Origin of the sequence: Methanobacterium petrolearium (genome assembly GCF_017873625.1) — an archaeon.
Classification (GTDB): Archaea; Methanobacteriota; Methanobacteria; order Methanobacteriales; family Methanobacteriaceae; genus Methanobacterium; species Methanobacterium petrolearium.
Window position 1 is genome coordinate 146,383 of record NZ_JAGGKL010000006.1, and the last position, 23,618, is coordinate 170,000.

22 protein-coding genes (1 of these 22 running past the window's edge) are annotated in these 23,618 nt (G+C 37.6%); 10 read left to right on the forward strand and 12 right to left on the reverse strand.

The features are described 5' to 3' along the window. Nucleotides 1–10: 10 nt before the first annotated feature. The 3 genes from cobK to J2743_RS07265 all read right to left on the reverse strand — a co-directional run bounded on the left by cobK (nt 11) and on the right by J2743_RS07265 (nt 3,953). A complete protein-coding gene (cobK, locus tag J2743_RS07255; protein ID WP_209625911.1) occupies nt 11–811 on the reverse strand; it encodes a precorrin-6A reductase in 801 nt (266 codons plus the stop codon). A 113-nt stretch (nt 812–924) separates the two neighbouring features. After that, on the reverse strand, nt 925–3,447 hold the full coding sequence (locus J2743_RS07260) for a calcium-transporting P-type ATPase, PMR1-type (protein WP_209625912.1): 2,523 nt from the start codon (nt 3,445–3,447) through the stop codon (nt 925–927). Between the two features lie 116 nt (nt 3,448–3,563). Beyond that, a complete protein-coding gene (locus tag J2743_RS07265) occupies nt 3,564–3,953 on the reverse strand; it encodes a UPF0146 family protein (RefSeq protein ID WP_209625913.1) in 390 nt (129 codons plus the stop codon). A 32-nt stretch (nt 3,954–3,985) separates the two neighbouring features. On the opposite strand from J2743_RS07265, the gene rimI reads away from it, so the two are divergent. The 8 genes from rimI (at nt 3,986) to J2743_RS07305 (ending at nt 14,488) form a co-directional block, all read left to right on the forward strand. Then, nucleotides 3,986–4,489, forward strand: a complete 504-nt coding sequence (gene rimI, locus J2743_RS07270; protein WP_209625914.1) for a ribosomal protein S18-alanine N-acetyltransferase — start codon at nt 3,986–3,988, stop codon at nt 4,487–4,489. 355 nt (nt 4,490–4,844) lie between these two features. Next, complete coding sequence (carA, locus tag J2743_RS07275; protein ID WP_209625915.1) at nt 4,845–5,927, forward strand: glutamine-hydrolyzing carbamoyl-phosphate synthase small subunit; 1,083 nt, start codon at nt 4,845–4,847, stop codon at nt 5,925–5,927. A 121-nt stretch (nt 5,928–6,048) separates the two neighbouring features. Continuing rightward, nucleotides 6,049–9,237, forward strand: coding sequence for a carbamoyl-phosphate synthase large subunit (gene carB / locus J2743_RS07280; protein WP_209625916.1), 3,189 nt, complete (start codon nt 6,049–6,051; stop codon nt 9,235–9,237). 280 nt (nt 9,238–9,517) lie between these two features. After that, nucleotides 9,518–10,675 carry an amidohydrolase family protein gene (locus J2743_RS07285; RefSeq protein ID WP_209625917.1) on the forward strand — a complete coding sequence of 386 codons (1,158 nt, stop codon included), beginning with the start codon at nt 9,518–9,520 and terminating at the stop codon, nt 10,673–10,675. Between the two features lie 139 nt (nt 10,676–10,814). Next, nucleotides 10,815–12,113 carry a serine--tRNA ligase gene (serS, locus tag J2743_RS07290; protein ID WP_209625918.1) on the forward strand — a complete coding sequence of 433 codons (1,299 nt, stop codon included), beginning with the start codon at nt 10,815–10,817 and terminating at the stop codon, nt 12,111–12,113. 287 nt (nt 12,114–12,400) lie between these two features. Next, a complete protein-coding gene (locus J2743_RS07295; protein WP_209625919.1) occupies nt 12,401–12,850 on the forward strand; it encodes a universal stress protein in 450 nt (149 codons plus the stop codon). A gap of 47 nt (nt 12,851–12,897) precedes the next feature. After that, the gene (locus J2743_RS07300; RefSeq protein ID WP_209625920.1) at nt 12,898–13,734 is read left to right on the forward strand and encodes a CBS domain-containing protein; all 837 of its coding nucleotides are present in this window, start codon (nt 12,898–12,900) and stop codon (nt 13,732–13,734) included. Between the two features lie 262 nt (nt 13,735–13,996). Next, nucleotides 13,997–14,488: a hypothetical protein gene (locus J2743_RS07305; RefSeq protein ID WP_245248129.1), complete on the forward strand. Its 492-nt coding sequence runs from the start codon at nt 13,997–13,999 to the stop codon at nt 14,486–14,488. 76 nt (nt 14,489–14,564) lie between these two features. On the opposite strand, the gene larE is transcribed toward J2743_RS07305, so the two are convergent. The 9 genes from larE to comA all read right to left on the reverse strand — a co-directional run bounded on the left by larE (nt 14,565) and on the right by comA (nt 22,277). Next, the gene (gene larE, locus J2743_RS07310; RefSeq protein WP_209625921.1) at nt 14,565–15,614 is read right to left on the reverse strand and encodes an ATP-dependent sacrificial sulfur transferase LarE; all 1,050 of its coding nucleotides are present in this window, start codon (nt 15,612–15,614) and stop codon (nt 14,565–14,567) included. Between the two features lie 141 nt (nt 15,615–15,755). Next, entirely contained in the window at nt 15,756–16,397 is a 642-nt protein-coding gene (locus J2743_RS07315) for a TfuA-related McrA-glycine thioamidation protein (RefSeq protein WP_209625922.1), read from the reverse strand. 43 nt (nt 16,398–16,440) lie between these two features. Beyond that, a complete protein-coding gene (locus J2743_RS07320) occupies nt 16,441–16,953 on the reverse strand; it encodes a TIGR00295 family protein (RefSeq protein ID WP_245248131.1) in 513 nt (170 codons plus the stop codon). A gap of 158 nt (nt 16,954–17,111) precedes the next feature. Beyond that, the gene (tfe, locus tag J2743_RS07325) at nt 17,112–17,666 is read right to left on the reverse strand and encodes a transcription factor E (RefSeq protein WP_280904535.1); all 555 of its coding nucleotides are present in this window, start codon (nt 17,664–17,666) and stop codon (nt 17,112–17,114) included. A gap of 313 nt (nt 17,667–17,979) precedes the next feature. Continuing rightward, the gene (locus J2743_RS07330; protein WP_425342807.1) at nt 17,980–18,876 is read right to left on the reverse strand and encodes a coenzyme F420-0:L-glutamate ligase; all 897 of its coding nucleotides are present in this window, start codon (nt 18,874–18,876) and stop codon (nt 17,980–17,982) included. 95 nt (nt 18,877–18,971) lie between these two features. Continuing rightward, nucleotides 18,972–19,658: a (Fe-S)-binding protein gene (locus tag J2743_RS07335; RefSeq protein ID WP_209625923.1), complete on the reverse strand. Its 687-nt coding sequence runs from the start codon at nt 19,656–19,658 to the stop codon at nt 18,972–18,974. A 22-nt stretch (nt 19,659–19,680) separates the two neighbouring features. Next, nucleotides 19,681–20,382, reverse strand: a complete 702-nt coding sequence (locus tag J2743_RS07340) for a GTP-binding protein (RefSeq protein WP_209625924.1) — start codon at nt 20,380–20,382, stop codon at nt 19,681–19,683. A gap of 345 nt (nt 20,383–20,727) precedes the next feature. Further along, nucleotides 20,728–21,504, reverse strand: coding sequence for an ATP-binding cassette domain-containing protein (locus J2743_RS07345; RefSeq protein WP_209625925.1), 777 nt, complete (start codon nt 21,502–21,504; stop codon nt 20,728–20,730). Continuing rightward, nucleotides 21,501–22,277, reverse strand: coding sequence for a phosphosulfolactate synthase (gene comA, locus J2743_RS07350; RefSeq protein WP_209625926.1), 777 nt, complete (start codon nt 22,275–22,277; stop codon nt 21,501–21,503). The genes J2743_RS07345 and comA overlap by 4 nt, the downstream gene beginning before the upstream one ends. 376 nt (nt 22,278–22,653) lie before the next feature. On the opposite strand from comA, the gene J2743_RS07355 reads away from it, so the two are divergent. Next, nucleotides 22,654–23,217 carry a pyruvate kinase alpha/beta domain-containing protein gene (locus J2743_RS07355; protein ID WP_209625927.1) on the forward strand — a complete coding sequence of 188 codons (564 nt, stop codon included), beginning with the start codon at nt 22,654–22,656 and terminating at the stop codon, nt 23,215–23,217. Between the two features lie 230 nt (nt 23,218–23,447). Then, nucleotides 23,448–23,618, forward strand: partial view of a cell division protein FtsZ gene (ftsZ, locus tag J2743_RS07360; RefSeq protein WP_209625928.1) — the start only. 981 nt of this gene lie beyond the right edge of the window; only the first 171 of its 1,152 coding nucleotides appear in the window; it begins with the start codon at nt 23,448–23,450; its stop codon lies off the right edge, out of view.

Genomic DNA, 23,618 nt, shown 5'->3' on the forward strand with positions numbered 1-23,618 from the left:
AAATTACTAATTATTCCACTAGAACTTCATCACACAGGGACTTAACATCATCAAAGCTTAGTTTTCCCTGAAGTTCAACAATTTCAGGTCGCATTACAACTACCACGGATATATCTAAATCAATAGCCGCCTGAATTTTTGAAAAAGTACCTCCACTTTGCCCACTTTCTTTGGTTAAAACCACACCGATCTGGTATTCTTCCATTAAAATACTATTAAATTCCTGAGAAAAAGTTCCTTCCATGGCAACAATGTTTTTATGGGGAATGCCAAGTTTTAGACATTTTTTGACAGAATAAACAGAAGGGAGGATTCTGGCTACAATCATTTCTCCTGGAATTTTCTGAGTGAGATAATGGAGAGTGTTCACTCCAGCCAGATGAAAAATTTTCCCGTTTTTATCAGAATTATTATGAGTTTGCTTTAGAATTTGAAGAATCTTAAAAGCTGCATCTTCAAAAGAAGAACATTGGTAGACAAATTCACTATTTGGAAGTTCGGTTGGGGGTCTTTCAAATCTTATGTACTTCACACTCGCAGTATCGGAAGCACGAATGGCATTTCGGGTAGCTTCGGAAGCAAAGGGATGGGTAGCATCTATTAAAAGTTCAACATCATTTTCTTTAATTATCCCAGCCAATGCCTCTGAATCAAAACGTCCTTCCCGAACATTATCTGCGCCTGAAGATCTGGCTAAATCTGCCCCATGGCTGGTGGTGGCAGTGGCCAGAATATTGATTTCTTTTCTGTTTGAAAGTGTTTTGATGATCTTTCTGGCATCACTGGTCCCTGCCATTACCATTATATTCATTTTATGAACCTCTTCTTACCCTTTTATTTGGTGATTTAGTCATTTATTAGGTTTCAGTTATTTAACTCCTTTAAATCAAATGATTTGGAAATTCGCAAATTTCATGAGTAAATTCATTTGATGAGTCTCTCTGCCAACCAGTTAGTGAAAAATATTGTACTTGCAACCAACAGTATTAAAACCCATTCCATTCCACCCAGGGATGTGGTTCTGAAGATCCCCTGCAAGAACGGTAAATATATAACACCTAACTGAAGTAGGAATGAAGCTCCTACCGCTATAAAGAAGAATTTATTGGAAAATCCTCCATCAGAACGGCAGTTGAACACGTTGAATATCTGGTACATTACAAAGACTGTGAATGCCATGGTCATGGCTTTGGTTAAATCTGCACCCGCACTTAACATGTAATAGTAAAGTGCCAGGGTTCCTAAACTCATAACCACTCCTGCAATGACGATCTTTAAAATGTTTCTTCGGGGGATGATATCTTCTTTGATGGGTGGGCGTTCCATGACCCCTTTTTCTGGTGGTTCCACTCCCAGTGATTGGGCAGGCGGTCCATCCATTATGATGTTTATCCATAAAATCTGTATAGGATTGAAGGGAACTGGCAAACCCATTATTGATGCAGACGTTATGGTTACTATGGCTCCAATGTTGGTGGAAAGCTGGAACCGGACAAATCTGCGTATGTTGTCAAAAATGGTACGTCCTTCACGCACTGCCTTAACTATTGTGGCAAAATTGTCATCCTGAAGTAACATGTCAGCAGATTCCTTGGCCACATCAGTTCCACTACCCATGGCCACACCAATCGCTGCTTTTTTTAGTGCAGGAGCGTCATTTACTCCATCTCCAGTCATTGATGCAACATTACCTTTCTTTTTAAGGGTTTCTACAATGCGCACCTTCTGTTCTGGGAAAACTCTGGCGTAAACACTAACATCATCCACCATGTTTTCGAATTCCTGGTCACTGAGTGCATCCAGATCTGAACCTGTGAGGGCAACTATATCCCCCTCAACAAGATCGATTTCTTGGGCAATTGCTACAGCAGTGTCTTTGTGGTCTCCAGTGATCATCACCACCCTTATACCTGCCTTTTTAGCAGTTGCTATGGCATTTTTAGCTTCTTCTCGTGGTGGATCCATCATGCCCACCAGACCAACGAAGATCAAATCCTTTTCCAGAGCTTCTTTATCTTCTAAGTCTTCTTCAGGGCCTAATTTACGGTAAGCAAATCCCAAAACACGAAGGGCATTTCCAGTCATTTCTTTTAAGTTTTTTATGGCTGCATCCGTATCTTCAGGTTTGATGGAACAAATTCCATCCTTTTTCTCGATTTTGGAACATTTTTTCAAAAGAACCTCAGGAGCTCCTTTTATCAGGAGATATCGTTCTCCATCAATTTGATTGACAGTGGTCATCCTCTTTCTTGTGCTGTCTAAAGGTATCTCCAGTAATCTGTGATATTTTTCCTCCAATTCCTTCCGGTTGTAACCATTACTATTGGCATATAGGAGTAGTGCTGCGTCAGTTGGATCTCCTAAAATCTTTCCATCAGATTGGGTGGCATTATTACACAGTGCAGATATTTTGTAAACCATTTCTGTATCGTTTGCACGCGTATCACGGACAGTCATCTGATTTAAAGTGAGTGTTCCTGTTTTATCTGTACATATAACATTACATGAACCGAGAGTCTCTACTGCAAGGAGTTTACGAACTATGGCATTACTTTTGGCCATTCTTTGCATTCCCAGGGCCAGTGTAAGTGTTAAAATGGCAGGTAGTCCTTCAGGAACTGCGGCCACAGCCAGGGAAACTGCGGTCATGAAAGTATCCACCAGGGGTGTTCCCTGAAGATATTCAAGTGCAAATACAACGGAACATACTAAAACAGCCAGTAAACCCAGGGTTTTCCCGAGACCCGCTATTTTTCGCTGCAGGGGTGTTTCTTCTTCTCCTTCCTGGATCATCTCGGCAATTTTACCAATTTCAGTGCCCATACCAATTTTTACAACCACTCCTTTTCCTCTGCCAGATGCAACATCGGTTTCCATAAATGCCATGTTTTCTGTGCCATGATCATCAGAGGATAGGATGTTAGGATGTTTTTCAACAGGTAAAGATTCGCCTGTCATGGCAGATTCATCTATGAGAAGGTCATAACTTTTAATTATCCTGAGATCAGCAGGTACATTGTCTCCTTCCTCTAAAAGTACAATATCTCCCAGGGTGAGTTCTTCTGCTGGTACTTTCTGCTCATGACCATCACGAATAACCACTGCCTCAAGAGATATAAGGCCTTTCAGTTTCTCCATTGCCTTTTCAGCACGGTACTCCTGGATGAATCCAACAACAGCATTTATAACTACCACAATCAGTATGACAATCGCGTCCAGGGTGTCCCCCACATAATAAGCGGCAACAGCTGCTATGATCAGGATGAGGATAAGAATATCCATGAACTGGCCTAAAAATATCTGAATTGGTCCTGCCTTTTTTTCCTCAATTAATTCGTTTTTACCATGTTCTGCGAGGCGTTTTTGCGCTTCGGAACTGTTTAAACCTTTAAAATTAGTATTAAGTTTTTTTAAAGTTTCATCTACACTTAATTTCTTCCAATTCATGATTGATGCACACCTAAAATTGATACATAAAATTTATTGTTACGTTTTTAATATTTAATATGATATTTTTTTCTAATCCTCGTGTAATTTAATCTATGCCTATATAACAATAATCATTATTTGTTACTGCTTTTGTAGAAAACTGCTTTTTTATAATTAATCAGGTTCATTTTCCCCCTAGTATTAATGGAATCTGTTGAAAGTGGTTTTATTATTAGATCAGCCCCGGTAATATCAGAAAGATTCTCCAAGTGGGGATGTAATTCTTCAGGTGGCCTTATGGAATAGATGAGTTGGGCATTCTCATATATTTTTAAGTTAGGTTGCCTAATATCATCTAAGATAATCTGGTCATGATAAGGTTTAATATCCGTCATGATGATATCCACCTTAAGATGTTTCTTCAGGTTACACACAACTTGTTGAAAATGTCCGGCTCCCACTTCCACAATAAGGGAAGAGCGGGAATAATGTTTGATAATATAATCAGCAAAATCATTCCACATTTTATCACTATCAATCAGAAATGGAGAAGTTCATGATAATAAGAGAATTCAAACGTCCAGACTTAAAAAAAGTTCTGGAAATTGAATTAAAATCCTTTGATGACCCCTACCCTCCCCATGTTTTAGTTGACATTTACAACTTAGGGGCAGGATTTCTAGTGGCACAGCAAGATAATATGGTGGTAGGATATATTATATTTTGGATCAGATTTGAGGATGAGGGCCATATCATATCCATAGCTGTTGACAAAAAATATCACAGAAAGAAGATCGGAACCCAATTGGTGGAAACCACTCTTGAAATATTTAAAAAATATAATGTTAGACACATACGGCTGGAAGTAAGGAAAGGAAACAAAAACGCCCGTAAATTCTACCAAAATTTAGGTTTTATTGAGAAAACTCCATTAGTGAATTACTATGAAGATGGGGAAGATGCCGTAGTCATGGAAAAGTTCCTAAAAGAAGTTGAAGAATCTTCAAACCTTGAAAACGTTTCTGAAAAGGAAACAAAAACTGAAAAATCAGATTCATGAAATATTTTCCAATTAAATGGAATTTATGACCATACCTAGAAAATATTTCATAAAAAAAATTTCATTAATGAGTATGCATAGACATAAATTTGAATGAATTGATAAAGATATGAATTTATCCAATAGATAAGGAGTTAAACTACATAATATTCGCAATGACAAAATTAATAAACCTGAATCAAATCAAATTCATGCTGAATTGAATACTAGAATTTTTAGAGAGGATAACGTACCAACACTTAAAAATCCTGGAATAAATTCTTAAAATGCCTAAAATAAATTATTAAAATAAATAATCCCCTGAATATCTAATAAAAAGATGAAAATTTAATGGTAACTATTACACGGTGATTCAATGCAAAAAGAGGCTAAATTAGCTTTAGAGGATGGTACCATCCTCAAAGGAGAAGGATTCGGACATTCCACAATAAAAACAGGAGAAGTGGTATTTGCCACTGGAATGACCGGTTATGTGGAGTCCCTTACAGACCCCTCTTATAAAGGCCAAATTTTAATGTCTACCTACCCACTACAAGGCAACTATGGTGTATCAGAAGATTGGTTTCAATCTGATGGGATAAAGGCTGAAGGGTTTATAGTAAGAGAACAAAATCCCCATCCATCCCACAGTCTCTCAGAAAAGAATCTTTCGAGTTTTCTAGAAGAATACCAGGTCCCTGGGATCAGTAAAATTGACACCCGTTCTTTAACTCTTAAAATAAGAAAGTATGGGACTATGAAGGGTGCTCTTGCAACTTCCCAAATAGAAGATGAAGAATTACTGGCTCTGGCCAAAAATCAGCCAGGTATAGAAGAAGTAGACCTGGTTAATAAAGTATCAGTTACTGAACCCCAGATCATGGGGGAAGAATACAAAGATAGAGCTGTTATTCTGGATTGTGGTATAAAAAATAACAGTATAAATGCTCTTTTGAAAAGGAAAGTTGGTGTGGTTCTTGTACCATACAAAACTCCTGCACAAGAAATTCTTGACTTTGAACCAGGGGCTCTTTTAGTTTCAAGTGGTCCAGGAGATCCCACCCGTGTTAAGGATGCCATCAAAACCGTGCGGAATCTTTCTGAAAGACTCCCTATTTTTGGCATTTGTTTAGGGCAACAGATCATTTCCCTGGCCTTTGGTGCCAAAATATACAAAATGAAATTCGGACATAGAGGGATAAATCAGCCAGTGAAAGATCTAGAAACAGGAAAAGTTTCCATAACTTCTCAAAATCATGGTTTCACCATTGACCCTGAATCCTGTAAGGATCTACCCATAGAAGTGACCCAGATCAACCTTAACGATGGTTCAGTAGAGGGAATCAAACACCAGGAACTCCCCATATCCAGTGTACAGTACCATCCTGAAGCAGGACCAGGACCCCACGACAGTGATTATTACTTTGATAACTTCGTAGAAAACCTTAAAAAATATTGAATAATATTTGAATGTTGAATAAAAGGATTTAAGTGAGATTTAAATAATTTAGACACATTAAAATAAATTTTACTTAACTAATTAAATTATACATTAATAGGAAGAGGAAAGAGGATTAGAAATGCCACGGGACAAAGACATTAACAAAGTACTCATTATTGGTTCAGGACCTATTCAGATCGGTCAGGCTGCTGAATTCGATTATTCTGGTTCTCAAGCCTGCAAATCACTCCAAGAAGAGGGTATAGAAACTGTGCTGGTGAACAGTAACCCTGCCACCATCCAGACTGACATGGATATGGCTGATGAGGTTTATGTGGAACCATTAACCCCTGAAATTGTGGCCAAAATTATCCAAAAGGAAAAACCTGATGCCATTCTCCCTACTATGGGAGGACAGACTGGCTTAAATGTTGCTACTGGCCTGGAGGAAATTGGTGCCCTTGAAGGTTTGAAGGTCATTGGATCATCAGTTCAAACCATCAAAAACGTGGAAGATCGGGACCTTTTTGATCACTTCATGAAAAAACTTAATGAGCCGGTTCCCAAAGCTAAAGCTGTATCATCATTGGAAGAAGCATTTGAAGCTGTAGAAAAAATAGGATACCCTGTTATTGTCAGACCGGCATTTACCCTGGGTGGAACCGGGGGAGGAGTAGCTCATAATCGCAAGGAACTGGAACAAGTTGCCACCAGAGGATTAGATATGAGCTATATCAACCAGGTGCTCATTGACCAGTCTGTGATGGGCTGGAAAGAATTCGAGTACGAAGTGATGCGGGATAAAAACGACACCTGCATCATTGTGTGTAACATGGAGAATATGGATCCCATGGGAATTCACACTGGAGAAAGTATTGTAGTTGCCCCTTCCCAGACCTTATCTGACGTGGATAATCAACGTCTTAGAAACGCTTCCATCAAAATTATCCGTGCCCTGGAGATCCAGGGTGGTTGTAACATTCAATTTGCTGTTCATCCTGTAACTGGCGAATATAAAGTTATTGAAGTTAACCCTCGGGTGAGCAGAAGCAGTGCTCTGGCTTCCAAGGCCACTGGGTATCCCATTGCTAAGATTTCTGCCAAGATCGCTGTGGGAAAAACCCTGGATGAAATTCAAAATGATATCACCAAGGAAACTCCAGCATCATTCGAGCCCAGCCTGGATTACATAGTCACCAAAATACCCCGCTGGCCATTCGACAAATTTAAAGGCATAAGCAGGGAGATAGGGGTGCAGATGAAATCCACAGGAGAGGTTATGGCCATTGGCAGAACCCTGGAGGAGTCTTTGCACAAAGCCATTCGTAGCCTGGATGTGGGAAGCTTTGGATTTGAAACTGTGGAATTTGATGAAGAAAAACTTAAAAATGCCACTGACCAACGCCTTTTCCAAGTTTACAGTGCCCTGAAATCAGGAATAACTGTTGAAGAAATACATGAAATTACTCAGATTGATCTATTTTTCCTCTACAAAATAAAGAATGTAGTAGAATGGGAACAGCAAATCACTCCCAAAAATATCCTAAAACCGGATATAATGCACCAAACTAAGAAAATGGGCTTTTCAGATGGCAAAATAGCAGAAATAACTGGTTTAGACGAGAAAACCATACGAAACTTCCGGCAAAAAGAAGGCATAATCCCTACTTATAAAATGGTTGATACTTGTGCTGCGGAGTTTGAAGCCAAAACACCCTATTACTATGGTTGTTATGAAGAAAAAGATGAAGTAGCCGTATCTGAAGAAAAAAAGGTTATAATAATTGGAGCTGGACCTATTAGAATAGGTCAAGGGATTGAATTTGATTATTGCTGTGTTCACGCAGCTATGGCCCTTAAAGAAGATGGCATTGAAACTATTATCGTTAACAATAATCCTGAAACAGTCAGTACTGATTATGACATCTCCAGCAAGCTTTACTTCGAACCATTGACCTTGGAAGATGTGATGGGTATAATTAACAAGGAAAAACCCTACGGAGTGGTGGTACAGTTCGGAGGTCAGACCTCCATCAACCTTGCAGTTCCCCTGGCCCGTGAAGGAGTTCGTATATTGGGAACACCTTATGAGAGTATAGACCGGGTTGAAGACCGGGAAAGGTTCACTAAAGTTCTTAATAAATTAGAAATCCCCCAGGCTGATTATGGAATTGCCTATTCATATGAAGAAGCGCACAAAGCAGCTGAACGTATCGGGTTCCCGGTTTTGGTGCGGCCCTCCTATGTACTTGGTGGTCGGGCCATGGAGATAGTTTATGATAATAATGAATTACGGGAATACATGGAGGAAGCAGTACGCATATCCCCAGAACATCCAATACTGGTGGATAAATTCTTGGAAGATGCCATTGAAATAGATGTAGATGCGCTTTCCGATGGTGAGGAAGTTTTCATCGGCGGAATCATGGAACACATCGAAGAAGCCGGGGTGCACTCTGGAGATTCTGCTTGTGTTATACCCCCACAGAGCATTTCTGATAAAGTTTTAAGAACCATTAAAGATTACACTGTCAAGTTAGCCCTTGAATTGGACGTAGTAGGGTTAATGAACATCCAGTACGCAGTTAAAATGGACGAAAATGATAAACCGAAAGTTTACATATTGGAAGCTAATCCCCGTGCCAGTCGAACTGTTCCCTTTGTTAGCAAAGCTGTGGGCGTTCCTCTGGCTAAGATAGCTGCTGAATTAATGATGGGTAAAAAACTAAGAGATTTTGGACTGGAAGATGAGGTCAAGATCAGACATGTGGCTGTGAAAGAATCTATTTTCCCATTTATAAAACTTCCAGAAGCTGATTCTGTTCTGGGACCTGAGATGAAGTCAACTGGGGAAAGTATGGGGATCGATACAAACTTCGGAGTATCGTACTATAAAGCCCAGTTATCTGCAGGTATGGAACTTCCCCCCAGTGGGACTATTTTCATCAGTGTCCGTGATGCCGATAAAAACAAAATCACTGACATTGTGAAAAAAGCAGAAGAACTTGGTTTTAACTTAATAGCCACCAGAGGAACTGCCCGGGCAGTTGGAGATCAGGTAAAAATTGATATCATACGTAAGGTCAGTCAGGGTTCACCCAATATTCGCGATGCCATCAGGGATGATAAGGTGGCCATGATTATCAACACTCCCTCAGGTAAGCAGTCCGCTGATGATGGATATTACATTCGACGAATGGCTGTTGAACTGGGCATACCCTACGTAACCACGCTTGCAGGTGCAAAGGCAGCATTAAATGCTATTGAAAATGTAGAAGAAGGTAAAATTGGCGTTAAATCTCTCAAAGAGTACCACGAAACTGTTTAAACCCTTGAGATGTTATTTTTCTTTTCCTTAATTTATTTAACCTTATTTAATTTTAATTATAATTTTGCCAACATATTAGATTTTTAATCCTTATTTTTTAGTTCAAATTTGAATTTCGGGTTAAAAAGGCATTATTTTAAATTTGGTTATATTTTTAGGAGTTTAGGATAATTTATTCCGTCAAAAATAAACTTATTCAAATAAGTGGTAAGTTGATAAGTCACATCATAATCCGATAAGTCAAAGGATAAATATCTCCCTAAACATACATTCTCATGTTATGATTACTATTGAAAATGGCCTGGTACTCCATGGTCCTGAACTGGAACCCGTTAAATCAAATATTTTAATTGAGGATAATTTGATTTTGGAGATTTCACCTCATGCTTCTGGAGGGAAAAAAATAGATGCTGAAGGTTGCATAGTGTCACCTTCATTAATAAACAGCCACGTGCACCTTGGAGATTCCGTGGCCAAGGATTTAGGTGATGGTGAACCCATAAAAAACCTGGTGAAACCCCCCTATGGTTTGAAACATCGCATTCTGACAGAAACAACACCTGAAACCATGGTAAAATCCATGAGAAGTTCCATAAAAGACATGTTATCTTCTGGAACCACCAGCTTCCTGGATTTCAGAGAAGGAGATCTTGAAGGATTAAAATTATTAAAAAAAGCCACTGATGATCTGCCTATTAATGCCCTGCCCCTGGGACGTCATAACTCATTTTTAGACCCCAATGTAGAACTATCCCAAGTTGAAAAAGCCTGTCATGAAATTATAAAATCAAGTCATGGAATCGGTTTAAGTGGCTTTGGTGAGGTCAGTGACAAAGTAGCCAGACTAATAACACAGATCTGTCATGATGAAGGGAAACTATCTGCCATACACGTTGCTGAATATGAAACAGTTCAAAAAGAATCCCTGGAACGAACCGGTAAAACCGAAGTTGAAAGGGCAATTGAAGCAGGTTTTGACCTCCTGATTCATTTGACATCACCTCTTGATTCTGATCTAAAACTGGTGGCAGATAATAATATTCCAATTGTTTCCTGTCCCCGTTCCAATGGCACCCTGTCAGTGGGGATTCCCCCTTTAAAAAGGATGTGGGATATGGGTATCAAATTGCTCCTTGGAACTGACAATCTGATGTTTAACTCACCGAACATGTTCAGAGAAATGGAATATGCACTTAAAATTACCCGGGGACTGAGTAAAGAATATTTTCCCCCTAAAGAGATATTAAAAATGGCCACAGTCAACCCAGGCCAAGTATTTAAATTGAATAGTGGTTGTCTGGAAGAAGGAAGACGAGCTGATGTTATGGTAACTCAACAACTCTCAATGGATCCAGTACTATCACTTATTAACCGAACTGAACCAGAAAACATTAAAAACCTGATAAGTGGAGGCATCATATTTTTCCAAAAAAAATGATGCTTCCTAAAAGAAAAAAGGATGGTGTTTTCTTAGAAAAATAACTTTTTAGATAAACTTTCTTAAAAAAAATAACCTAACATAAGGACATCTTTCATTAAAAGAACATTCATTAAAAAAGAATATAAATGGGATTTATATGCTGGACATCAAATTATTTAGAGAAACTCCTGATTTAATACGGGAATCTGAGAGAAAACGTTTTCGTGACACAACCAACGTTGATAAAGTTATTGAATATGACCATAAATGGCGTGAAGCAATTCATGAACTGAACATGATGCGAAGCAAAAGGAATAAACTATCTGAATCTTTTAAAAATGCCAGGAAAAAGAAAACCGAAGAAGGAAATGCTGAATTTGAAAATATCCGGGCTCAGTCCAAGGATTTGGGTAAAAAAATTGGCAAACTGGAACCTAAAATTCAGGAATTTCTTGAAAAACGGGATGAATATCGTTATAAAGTTGGAAATCTGTTGGATGAATCTGTTCCCCTCTCTGAAAATGAAGAAGATAATTTGATTGTTCGTAAAGTGGGTGAATTACCTTCATTTAATTATAAACCATGCAACCATGTGGATTTAATTCATAGTGTTGATGGGGTTAACCTGGAGAAGGCTTCACAAATAGCAGGTTCCCGTTCTTATTATTTGAAAGCAGATCTAGTTTATTTGAATCTCGCCCTCATGAAATTCGCCCTGGATGTGCTGGTAGAACGTGGTTTCACACCATTCCAAACCCCTTTCTTCATTAAACACGAAGTTGTGAAGGAGGCCGCGGAATTGGCTGATTTTGAAGATATGCTCTACAAGGTGGAGGGTGAAGATCTGTATATGATTGCCACCTCTGAACAAACACTGGCTGCATTACACCATGATGAAATACTGGACGGCGAAACACTTCCTAGAAAATACTGTGGAGTTTCTACATGTTTCCGCCGAGAAGCAGGATCACACGGAAAAGATACCCTGGGCATATTCAGAGTACATCAATTCGAAAAGGTAGAACAGTTTATTTTCTGTAAAGAAGAAGAATCCAAGGAAATCCATGAAGAACTGATCCAGAACGCAGAGATCATCTATCAAAAACTGAAAATTCCTTATAGAGTAGTTTCCATTGTTTCTTCTGCACTTAACGACAATGCCTCTCTAAAATACGATTTAGAAGCATGGTTTCCTGGATCTGACACTTACCGCGAACTGGTTTCCTGTACCAACTGTCTGGATTACCAGGCCCGGAAATTGAATGCACGTTACGGTGTTCATGGTGATTCTGTGTCCAAAAAATTCTGCCACACACTTAACAGCACAGCTATTGCCACTGAACGAACCATCTGTTGCATACTTGAAAACTATCAACAACCAGACGGCACAGTCAAGGTACCAGAAGTTCTTATTCCCTACATGAATGGGAAAACTGTTATTGGGAAACAGGAATAATCATGGATCATTGGTTGTGGCGGGTTTGTTAATATTTTATTAAAAATAACCTGCAGGCACAGCCTCCCTCAAACGATATGCAGATAATAAGTTTATGGCTATTTTCAGTGATGTTACACCCTTATTTGATGAAAAAATAATTTTTTGGATGATGCTGGAAATCTTTGGAACACTGCATCTAAACTGCCTCTTTGGAACATTCCATCCTGAACTACGAAACCGGTTCAATCGAAAAACATAATAGGTCTAGTGACAGATGGTAAATTAATATGAATAAGGTGAAACCTATGTATCACAAAATACTGTTACCCACCGATGGTTCTAAATTCGCTGAAAAAGCAGCGCAACATGCTATATGGATTGCAAGCAAAAGTAATGCCGAAATCATCGTTTTAAATGTAATTGAAACATCATCACTGGTGGGGCTTCCAGCAGAAGACCTCATAGTAAAAATCAAAGAAATGCTCAAAGAAGAAGGACGTAGATCCCTTGAAAAGATCTCAGAAATGGTTACTGAGAGTGAAAAGGAATCTAACATAGAAGATATTAAAATAACCCTTAAAAGCGAAGAAGGTTCTCCAGCAGATTCTATTTTGAAAACCATAGAAAAAGAAGATATAGATTTAGTGGTTATGGGAACCTCGGGAAAACATGGTTTAGACAGATTTTTATTGGGCAGCGTCACTGAAAAAGTAGTTAGATCAGCAAAATGTCCAGTTCTATCGGTTCACTCCTAATTTTTTTCTAACATTCCTTTTTATTGCAGCTTATGGCTGGTGAAACAATGCAAATAAATGACATAATGTCCAAGGAAATACACTTCATTCAAGTGCCTGGAAATCGTGGAAACGCACTGGAAATAATGCGAAAAAACAATGTATCAGGATTACCTGTTGTAAAAAAAGGCACCAAAAAACTGGCAGGTATACTCACTAGAACTGATCTGGTAGAAAACCCTGACGAAGAACAAATCGCCCTTATAATGACCCGGGAAATGATAACTGTGGATCCTGAAGATGATATAAAGGATGCAGCCCGGAAAATGGCAGAAAATGACATTCGGAGAGTTCCTGTTGTTGATGGTGGGGAACTAGTTGGATTGGTGACAGCATCAGATCTAATTAACAAAGCCCTGTGGAAAATGGACATTAAAGATCCTGCCGAAGATTTCATGCTGCGCAGTGTACCCACTACCTGGGAGAGAACACCCCTCAATGTAGCCTTTGCAATTATGCGTTACTTTAACCTGAAGGTACTTTTAGCACTGAGTAACGATGGAAAACCATCAGGTGTATTAACTGAAAGCGATTTTTTGAATGAAAGTGAAGTGGTATCTGAACAGACAGTTCACAATACCTCAGTGGGTACAGAAGGAGATAAATGGTCATGGGACAGTAAAAACGTTCTTTATGTTATTAAAAACCATTTACAGTTCACTGACAAAGAGGTTCGAGATGTTGCAACCAGTGATCTGGAAATGGCCACCACTAAAACTGCTGTGAAAGATTGTGCTAACAAGATGCGCCAAAGGAACATCGAACAACTGCCAGTTATTGACGTAGAAGGAGAACTGGTTGGACTGGTAAGAGCAAGTGATCTAATTAAATCAATAATTGATTAACTTAATAACTTAACAGCAACTTAATTAAGAACTCAAAAGTATAGATGATTATTCTAATCATTTTATATCAACACAAATCATTCCAATAGGTTATGAATAATGGGTTATGAAAAGATTTAAGTTAATTTAATTCATTTATTATTTGAATAATAGCTAGAATTTTGATCAATATCCGGTTTAGGGTGATTCAATCTTTAGATAACCCCCTAATTAAGTTCCAGATTTATTAAATTAAACGAAAAAAATTCTATTAATGATTAAAATGTCCAAAACAAATCACAATGAAACTGAAGAAGAATACATCATTGATACCAATGAGACTGAAGAAATTCCAATTGCTAAACCAATTATTAAGATAAAATCAGATCCTGAAATCATCCGTATTGTGGGCAAAAAAGGAGGAGACGTGGTCTTGCATGATATCAATCTCCAATTCATTATGGCCACTTTATGGTGGGAAGGAACACCCCAACTGGAAACATTCTTCAATATACTGGAATTAACCATTAAAAGAGCCCTCCAAGAGGTTCATCCTCATAATAAGCTGGTTCTAGATTACATTTACACATCTAATGACACTCTTAAAGATGCTTCTGAAATCACTGTAGAAATTGAAAATATAGAAGCAGATGGGGAAACAGTAGACATAGAAGGAGATATTATCATCCTTTCAGGCAATGATAATCGAGGATTTTTCAAGAAACTCACTGCATTTAGACGTAAAGTTAAAGAACCCGTGCATAGAGAAATTTAATTAAATAATCCATCTTCTGTTTAGTTATCTTTAACACTCTTAGTAATATCACGGCAATTATATTCATTGAAATCCATTAATGTCTACGCAAGCAAGGTAAAATTGTTATCAGTAACTTTTGAGCATCTTCCTGATCTTTTACTCGTCGAGCCACGATTTTACCCTTCTCAAATAATGTGATGTTTCTACCATCTACCTCCAACATTGCCAAACCCATCTCTGGAGAACATTTCACCTCACCTAAATATTCAAGTTCCTGACAACTTAGAGGGATATTTAATGGGTAGGGAAGTTCAATTTCAAACATTATCCGATTTTTTCCACTTTTACATGGTTTGTAAACCACCATTTCATTTTCAAGACTACCATAACTTGCAATATTAAGAGTAACCTTTTTAAAACCTATTGCTTTGAGTTCAGAATCTAAATAATCCAACGAAATCTTGTCTATGAATTTATCAAGATTTCCCACTTCAATACAGGCCAACCCTTCATCATCCCTCACTCGAACCACAGAAAGACCCGTTAAATTACGAATAAGATTCTCTGCATAGGTAATGCGATGAATTTTTTGGGGAGTGATTATTCTCCCACTGGGGATCCTGGTGGCAAAACAGGTGGTTGAAGGGTGATAGTCAACATTCCATTCTCTTAAAATTGTTCTAACATCTTGAGATGTAAATCCATATTCAACCAGCGGAGTTTTGATGTTTTTTTCAATATTAACCATTATTCCAGGCCTATCTTCCAGTAGGTCACTTATGTTGGTGCCGTCAACCACCAGATCATAATGATAATCCGATGCAATTTTCTTTATCTGTTGGTGCATTATGTTTTTGCAGATGTAACAGCGATTTGGTGGATTTTTTTCAAAGGAAGGATCTTCCAAAAAGTTCATGGTTATAATTTTGTGTTTAACTCCAATTTTTTGCGCTATTTCTCCAGCCTTACCAATACATTCTGAAGGCATAACCCCATTATCCACGGTAACTGCCAGGGCTTCTTTGGCATGATCTTTAGCAAGCAAAGCCAACAGGGTGCTATCTGCACCTCCAGAAAATGCTAGAACAACCTTTTTATTCTTGAAAAAAGTCTTTAAATTATCCAGTTTTCTTTCAAGTTCCATGGATTATCACAAACATTGACTTGTTTATCAAAATTATTTAATTTGATATTTATCCGGTAACTAACAAATATCTTGTTAATTGGAAATAATGTGATTATTTTTTTTAATTTTTTAAACCTTTTTGTATACGACCTTTTTTCTTCATATAATGCCTTTTATATACTTTAAAGCCTTTTTTGCATCTTCTGCCTTAATATCAATACCATGTTTATCTAAAAATGTTCTAAGTTCTGTGATCTTATTTTTTTCAAGATTTGACTGGTTAAAAACGCGTTGATATGTTCTATGAGGATAGAAAATATTTTTAGCAGTTTCATAGAGGACATTATAATCATTAGAATTGATGATGCCTTCGTTTTCAGCCATCTGGAAGTTGTAGCTCATGCTCACTAGGGCTTCAGAAAGCAGTTCATGGGTTACTGGATCAAAAACTATGGCCACATCATCATCAGATTCAATGATTCCATCCCTATAATATTGATATACTGTCCCAATTCCAACCATTCCAATGGAATCCAGTTCTGCAGCTCTGAGAGCACCCATACTAGATGCTCCCACAATCATGATTCCTGCTTTGAGAGCTTGAATTATTTCCTTGTGAGAAACTGCAGGTTGCTGGTGAAAAACTCCATCTATGATCCCAATTACATCAGGCGGATCATTTAAAAGAGCCGTAATATCCCCTCTAGCTACTGGAGGATGGTAATCAGCATCTAAAATTTCGCGAGCCTCAGCTAAGGGGAGTGAAGGTCCAATAAAAACCACAATTTTTTTTGGTTCCATGTAAACACCAGTTTATTAATCTGTTGATATTCAAAGGTGATCTTCATTCTCCTGTAAGTTCGTGATGGAGTTTAATGATTCTGGGAATAGATGGATGATCACTGCCCAGTTTATTGTTCCACTTGCGTATCACAAAATCCAGATCAACCTCACTGGTTCCGTGTATGAGGTTATCTGCATGGGCCACCATTTTTTCCTCAAAGGTAACCGGCAGATAATCTCTGGGGGGTAATCCAATTATTTCTGCTTCTTTACGAGTTATCCCAGCACCTATATGCCTTTCAACAATTTTCACGATTTCCGGTGGAAATCCATTATCCACAAGGATTTTAGCCCCAATTACAGCATGTTCTATTCCATTGGTCTGTGAACGACCAACATCATGAAGCATGGCTCCTGCTTTAACCAAACCCACATCCACATTTCCTTTAAAATTCCGTGCCAAGTATGTTGCCTTTGACATCACTGCCTTTGAGTGTTCTATCACATAAGAGGGGCAGTTTAATTCCTTCAAAATAGTTGGAGAATGATATTGGTTATATTGATTAGATGTCAAGTATTCAACCTCTCATTTGTGGGATGAAAATTCAATTGATTCAAAAAAAATGGATGGTTTTACTTGTTAAACTAATTTTTCAAATTTAAATTTTAAAAACATCTGTAAAGATGGATTAAAAAAGGAATTGAAAGCTAAAAGATAAAAAAAGGAAATATTCAACTCATTCTTTCCTTTAATTCCTTCAATTCAGTTATAATTGAAGAATTGTCCTGAAACTCTAAATTTGTGTTACAATCGGGACATATAAAGTTTCTTTCCGAGGCTTCTTCGAAATTATAACGACATCCATTGGGACATACAAAGAACATGTTTTCTTCTTCGTATTCCAGAGATTGATGAATTTCTTCAGAGAATTTTTCAAACTTCTCTGATATGATTTCTGCAATCTTATCTTCTTCAAATTTCCAGCTGTAAGTATACCATTGAGTTTCTGGATCTTTACTCCTTTTGTAACTGGCAACTCCTGCATCATATAATTTGTATAAGATTCTTCTTACAATATTCAATCTAATCTCAGTTTCTTCTGCAATTTCTTCATCAGTGCTTTTGCCATTTAATAAACATTGGATAATGGGGATGCTGTTATCATGATCTTTAGTAACATCAATTAGAATCTCCTGTACGTTAGGATCCTTAAGCATCTGAGTTCCTCCTTCTTGTTTTGAGAGCTTTAGCAGCTCTTGAATTTCAGGATCATTAAGTTTAAGCATTTAAAACCTCCTAGTGAGAGAGAAGAAATCATCCATAAAACTGATAGGTCAAATCAAGCAATGCTAATTAAATTTGTTCAACCGCCATGTGTAAATTAGCCGCCAAATTTTAAAGTTAAAATGCCTCTCTCTGCCCCTGTAAGACCCCTTAGTGATTATCAATAATAATCACTGTTCACCTAGTGTTCATTGATATAAAGTTACTTACTGGGTATTAAAAATATCTTGGGTTAATTATTTTTATGGGTTTAGATAGTATTTAAATTTTTTTGATGGATCATTTTCATAGCAAAATTAGGATATGAAAAATTTTTTAGTGGCCATTATCACATTTTCGGACTATGACAGCAGGCATGTGAGTCACAGAGTCTAAAATTTCTACTGTTATGTCTTTTATGTCTTTATTTGTTAATTTTTGCATGTCATAAACTGTTTCCATGTTGTTTTCATGATTCTTCTGACATTCTTCCGCTGCCCTGGCAATCTGCATAATTTCATCCATATTACGAGGTTGTGAAACCCCTAATGGGGTAGGCCCTACTATTCTACCAATTCGACCTAATAAATAGCCAAAAATACCCATATTGTTTTTAATTTGAGGTATAGAGATAGGCAGGGATGTGAATCTTGTTTTTCCAATTTTGTAGGTTGCATCTGTATCAATGATCATAACTGTAACTTTCTTACCATGTATCTGCCAAATTTTTCTTTCTATTTCCTCAGAAACTCCCTGTGGATTATTAGGGAGTAAAGAAACAAATGTTCCAGGTGCATTACTCAAATCAACACCAGCCTCAGAAGCTGGTTTAGTGGCGTGTTTCCAGCCATAATAATGTAATATTAGTTGTTTATGTGAACGAGCCTCGTGAGGCAATTTACGGAGGTTTTTGATGGTTCTTTTTTTTATTCTGAATAATGGGCCAAAAATGTATCCCCATAGATATTTGGACCATAGATCCGCCAGGAGATAAGCACTGATAGAAGGTTTAAATTCAGCTTCATCAATCAGTCGCCCTTGCGATATTGCTATAGGTGTTTCAGAGATGACTAAAAAGTCATCCTCATTCAAAAGATCCCCTGCATTTTTTATGATAATATCATAGGGTTCTCCTGGTTTGATATAAAATGTGTTAACTGGTATTGTAAGGTATGTACTCTTTGCCTCAGTATATTTCATAAAAGAAGGTTCTGAAAAATGTTTCTCATTCATGTTATCATTAATGGTTAAAAAAAATATTGAAGTTTTGATATGATCAGGAGCTTTGATTCTAAATTACATGGTAAAAACCTAACCATGGTAAATGATTATCCCTTGATAGGGGGTGCCCACACTTTTAGATCAATGCCTTCAATGATTGCTCTTCTACCCTCCAATTGAACTACCACCCCAGAATGAACCTTTTGCATCATACAATGGTAGGGTAAGAAACGGACTGTTTCTCCCACTCGTGGTAACTCACCTTCAATCATTCCCTCAAACCCACCAACCATACAGACTCCTACATCTTTATAGTCAAACTCGGCTTCGGGATCCAGACGATGGCATGGTCCCACCAGGTGGACTGTGATTAATCCCTGGTTTTCTTCCAGTACATTGGCAAAATGGATAATAGGACATCCTAAAGGCCGGTATCTTATTATATCTCCAGGTTTTATCTCTTCTCTGGTGAATGGATATAGAGTTTCTCTGCATGATTCTTCCCCTGGAAGAGGTTTCAGAACAACATCAGCCTCATAACCATCCAGCACTCCTATAATCTTCTCCTCCTCAGGAATTATTTTTGTTTCCTTTAGTATCTCCTGGAGTTTAGCCAGATCCTCCTGAAATATTTCTTGATATAGGAATCTGCACTTTTCAAGCTGTGTTTTTTTCCGAAGGAGCGCACCTGCAAATTCATCACATCGTGCATATCCACAAATACCACAATTGTAACCTGGAAGTAACATCAATACTTTGTTCTGCTGGCCAATATCAACTGGAACTTTACTCATTATAAAACACCTGAAAATTCACTTATTCTCCCTCATAAGTCTGGAAACCATCAATACGGCGGAGCACACCCCGGTGATATTTCTTGTTAACCCTGGTTTCACCTACACATAGAGTACAAACAGCCAGTGGGGCTGAATGTCGGAGTTTTTCCTCATCAAGAGCAACTTCCTGTGATTTTAGGAATTCATCTGCCAATTCAGTACATCCCTGTCCACTCAGACCATTTGCTTCAATTACTTTACAATTTGGATTAACTTCCAGAATTCGCTCCCGGAATATCTCCCGTTCTGCCTGAGATATCATATCTCCCTTGGTGATCACCGCAATATCTGCAGTGCTTAAAAATGGACCTACCTTGAGGGGAGTATTAGGACCACTGGTGGCATCTATAACACAAACTCCCAGAGAATTTACAGTGAAAGGCGCACAACGGTGACATAAACCAGCAGTTTCAATTATTAATAGTTCTGCCTGGTTTTCATTCGCCCAGTCAATCATCTCTTCCAGGTTGTAAATAGCATAGTGATCTGGGCACATGTCCATAGAGAGTCCCACCTTGGTGGGTACTCCTACCTTGGCAAATTTACGATCGTCATCTGTATAAAGGCAATCAACTTTTACTACTGCCGATTTCAATCCCAAGTCATTTATACTGCGCAGTGCATGAATTAAAACAGCAGTTTTTCCGGAACCAGGTGTTCCGGCCACAATAACCATTTTCATGAAAAATCACCCTTTTTTTGAATGGAGAAATTTCCTATTTTCTTTTCTTTAAATTATGCTTAAGTTTATATGAATTATAATTTTTTTATAGATTATTAGTTCAAATTTTTATTATATGGAACCTATTATATGGAACCTTGGAACCTGATTTATAACATGGTTTTTCAAACAATATTTTAAGTGTCCATGTACGGAGTATGGATGTTTCTCAAATTATAATGTAATTTATTATTTTTATCAAAAAGAATTATTGATAGATTAATTTAAACTCTATCAATGCCTTAAAAAATTTTATTAGTAAATACTGTGCCAATGGGATGATGTCCGGTGATTTTCATGACAGACTTACAATTTGATTTCTTCAACTTCAATATCATGAATGATTTCACCGTTACGCACTTTATCACGTAAACTTAACATTAATTCATCTATTTTATTTAATTTTTGGGATATGGCCTTTTCTATATCAGTAGTTCCCACTACTGCCTGCATCCCACCATTTTTCATTACAATTCTTTTATCAGTCATAAGAGCAAGTACAGGATCGTGAGTTACCACCATTACGATCTTACCATGGCCTGCCAATGCTTCCAGAGCATCGTGTTTTCGTATTCCTGCATTTTCAATTTCATCAATTAGTACAATTGGTGAGTTGCTGATTATGGCCACATCTGCAACCATTAAAGCTCTTGATTGTCCTCCACTGAGAATAGTTAATTCATGTTCCTTTTTTATAGGTTCTCCAGTTAGAGTATTAGCTAATTTCACCACAGCGTTCACACATTTACTGCTGGCCCCTCGACATTTAGCATGCAAACTTAAAAAGTCCCCCACACTCATATCCGCAAGAAAATTCATATTTTGAGATAACTGGGCCACCATCTTTTTTCTGGGGTTGGTCCGATCCTCATAGCTAGGTGCCTCACCATTAACCAGAATCTTTCTCTTGGAGAAGGTATCTTCCTGGGAAAGCTGTTCAATATCACCGATAAGGGAACTTTTACCACTTCCAGTAGGTCCAACCACTCCAAATATCTCTCCCTTTCTAATTACAACTTTTTTCACTGGTTCGGGATTTCCTTGCTTGTCAAAACCCCCTAAAATAGTTATTTCTTCTATCATCCCAGATTCACCTTTCCCAATGTATCTCCCCTCAACCCCAACCGCATGGTTTCTAGTGCCGTAATTTCATCAGGGGAAATATTACCCAAATTAACATTTGCACCGAACTTCAAAATGAAGTAAACTTGCTGATTCTTTAAAGGAGCCTCCCATATTATCTTCTCGACTTGAGTACCTTCAATCAGTACTTCTAATTCATCTCCTTTAATATCTCCATGATCATCGAAAAGACCAATTCCTTTTCCACCTTCCCTGGCCTCCATGAGCACCAGGTCGGCCCCAGATTCTAAATCTTGATTGACCAGTTTCACCCGGTCATCGGCTGATAACAGGTGGTCCCGTTTAGGATCCTTTTTTCCGACTTCAGTTATCACCAAGTACCCATTTTCTTTAACAAGTGAAATGTATTTCTCCCGTTCTTCAGGTGAAATATTAATGGTTCCATCTGAAATTTCAATGGCACCAAAGCCCAACTTATCAGCTTCATTAAGAAAATCTTCAACCTTGTTCTGGGAATATGCAATTTCAAAGAGAGTTCCACCAGGATATGGGTTTACATCATAGGAAAGATAGATTTCAACCTTTTCCTGTATCATTTCTCGACTATGGATGGCAGAAGTTCCCCATCCAAATTTAGCCAGATCAACATATCTTCCAGATAATTCAAGGAGATCTATTAAAGTTACTGGACCCATCCCTTTATCTAACATCATGGTGATTCCAGTACCTGTTTTAGGGTTGCGTTGAGGAGCTAGAAAATCAAAGGCGTTCATTACTATCACTTTTTTAAAAAGATTTTTATTATAATATTTGTTTTATTATAATTTGATCTTTTTATTATAATTTAATCCTTAATTAACATATGTTAATTGAATACTATAGACTTAATCCCAATTAGATAGTTCAAATTACATATTTAAATTAACCTTTTATTTAATAAAGTTTTTCAAATATGGAAATTAGGCCAAGAAAGATAATATAATTTTGACTTTGACTGTCGATTTTACTTAACTATTGGCGATATCAAATTAAAGAGACTGATGAGATAGGAATAAATAAAATAGATTAATTCAAAGAATATTATTTATTGGAGTCTTATTTATTGGAGTCGTGATCAATCCAATAAACTTTTAAAAGGAGGGTTCATGTATGGAGAAAAAAATCAACTACTTTGAAAATCCTGGTGCGGAAAATACAGACAAAGTTATTGAACTGGTTAAAGAAAGAAAGGAAGAATTGGGTATTGAAAACATTGTTGTGGCATCAGTTTCCGGGCGAAGCAGTGTTAAAGTTCTGGAAAATATCCCAGATACAAAGATTGTGAGCATCACTCACCATTCTGGATTTAAAGGTGGGGATGATTTAGAACTAGAAGAAGAATATGTCAAAAAACTTGAAAATGCAAATGTACCAATCTATGTTGGTTCACATTCTCTTAGTGGAGTTGGAAGGGGTATAAGCAACAAATTCGGTGGTATCACCCCTGTTGAAATCATAGCTGGTACTTTGAGATTATTCTCACAGGGAGTGAAAGTTTGTGTAGAAATAAGTATCATGGCTGCTGATGCTGGGCTAATACCTACAGATAAAGAGGTTATAGCTATAGGTGGAAGTGCTAAAGGTGTTGATACTGCAGTAGTTTTGAAGCCAGCGCACATGGGTAACTTCTTCGACCTACGGATAAATGAAATCATTGCTATGCCCAGACCTTAGAACCTAATGATTCTAACAGTTGATGTTAACCCCCAATGGTTCGGTCATCAAAGTTGTGAAATTTTTGAGTTTACAATCACTCCATGGTCAAATGTTGGAGATGATCTTTGGATATTAATCAAAAATTCTTAGATTGATGGTAAATTATTGCTTAAATAACCGTTGCTTTTAAATATAAGTTTAGACAATAACACATTTAAGATAAGTAACATTTGCTGTGGGGGTAGAGATTGAAATCTATTATAGACAATACCATAAGAGAATCCGAAAAAAGAAGGGATAGGAAGACAACCTCAAAGCATCATGGATATGATAGTAGTATCGACCAAGAATTAGAAGACATCATTCAACGAAGTCGAGCTAAGATCTGTGTAGTTGGAACTGGAGGAGGTGGAAACAAT

Bases quoted from the DNA above. Each gene is read 5' to 3' on its own strand.
- J2743_RS07340 (WP_209625924.1), bottom strand. From the start codon at position 20,382: ATGAAAATGGTTATTGTGGCCGGAACACCTGGTTCCGGAAAAACTGCT.
- J2743_RS07335 (WP_209625923.1), bottom strand. From the start codon at position 19,658: ATGAGTAAAGTTCCAGTTGATATTGGCCAGCAGAACAAAGTATTGATG.
- J2743_RS07315 (WP_209625922.1), bottom strand. From the start codon at position 16,397: ATGGAACCAAAAAAAATTGTGGTTTTTATTGGACCTTCACTCCCCTTA.
- J2743_RS07260 (WP_209625912.1), bottom strand. From the start codon at position 3,447: ATGAATTGGAAGAAATTAAGTGTAGATGAAACTTTAAAAAAACTTAAT.
- J2743_RS07305 (WP_245248129.1), top strand. From the start codon at position 13,997: ATGTCCAAAACAAATCACAATGAAACTGAAGAAGAATACATCATTGAT.
- J2743_RS07355 (WP_209625927.1), top strand. From the start codon at position 22,654: ATGGAGAAAAAAATCAACTACTTTGAAAATCCTGGTGCGGAAAATACA.
- J2743_RS07330 (WP_425342807.1), bottom strand. From the start codon at position 18,876: ATGAATGAGAAACATTTTTCAGAACCTTCTTTTATGAAATATACTGAG.
- tfe (WP_280904535.1), bottom strand. From the start codon at position 17,666: ATGCTTAAACTTAATGATCCTGAAATTCAAGAGCTGCTAAAGCTCTCA.
- J2743_RS07300 (WP_209625920.1), top strand. From the start codon at position 12,898: ATGCAAATAAATGACATAATGTCCAAGGAAATACACTTCATTCAAGTG.
- J2743_RS07285 (WP_209625917.1), top strand. From the start codon at position 9,518: ATGATTACTATTGAAAATGGCCTGGTACTCCATGGTCCTGAACTGGAA.
- comA (WP_209625926.1), bottom strand. From the start codon at position 22,277: ATGAACGCCTTTGATTTTCTAGCTCCTCAACGCAACCCTAAAACAGGT.
- J2743_RS07345 (WP_209625925.1), bottom strand. From the start codon at position 21,504: ATGATAGAAGAAATAACTATTTTAGGGGGTTTTGACAAGCAAGGAAAT.
- J2743_RS07265 (WP_209625913.1), bottom strand. From the start codon at position 3,953: ATGTGGAATGATTTTGCTGATTATATTATCAAACATTATTCCCGCTCT.
- larE (WP_209625921.1), bottom strand. From the start codon at position 15,614: ATGGAACTTGAAAGAAAACTGGATAATTTAAAGACTTTTTTCAAGAAT.
- cobK (WP_209625911.1), bottom strand. From the start codon at position 811: ATGAATATAATGGTAATGGCAGGGACCAGTGATGCCAGAAAGATCATC.
- carB (WP_209625916.1), top strand. From the start codon at position 6,049: ATGCCACGGGACAAAGACATTAACAAAGTACTCATTATTGGTTCAGGA.
- J2743_RS07295 (WP_209625919.1), top strand. From the start codon at position 12,401: ATGTATCACAAAATACTGTTACCCACCGATGGTTCTAAATTCGCTGAA.
- rimI (WP_209625914.1), top strand. From the start codon at position 3,986: ATGATAATAAGAGAATTCAAACGTCCAGACTTAAAAAAAGTTCTGGAA.
- carA (WP_209625915.1), top strand. From the start codon at position 4,845: ATGCAAAAAGAGGCTAAATTAGCTTTAGAGGATGGTACCATCCTCAAA.
- serS (WP_209625918.1), top strand. From the start codon at position 10,815: ATGCTGGACATCAAATTATTTAGAGAAACTCCTGATTTAATACGGGAA.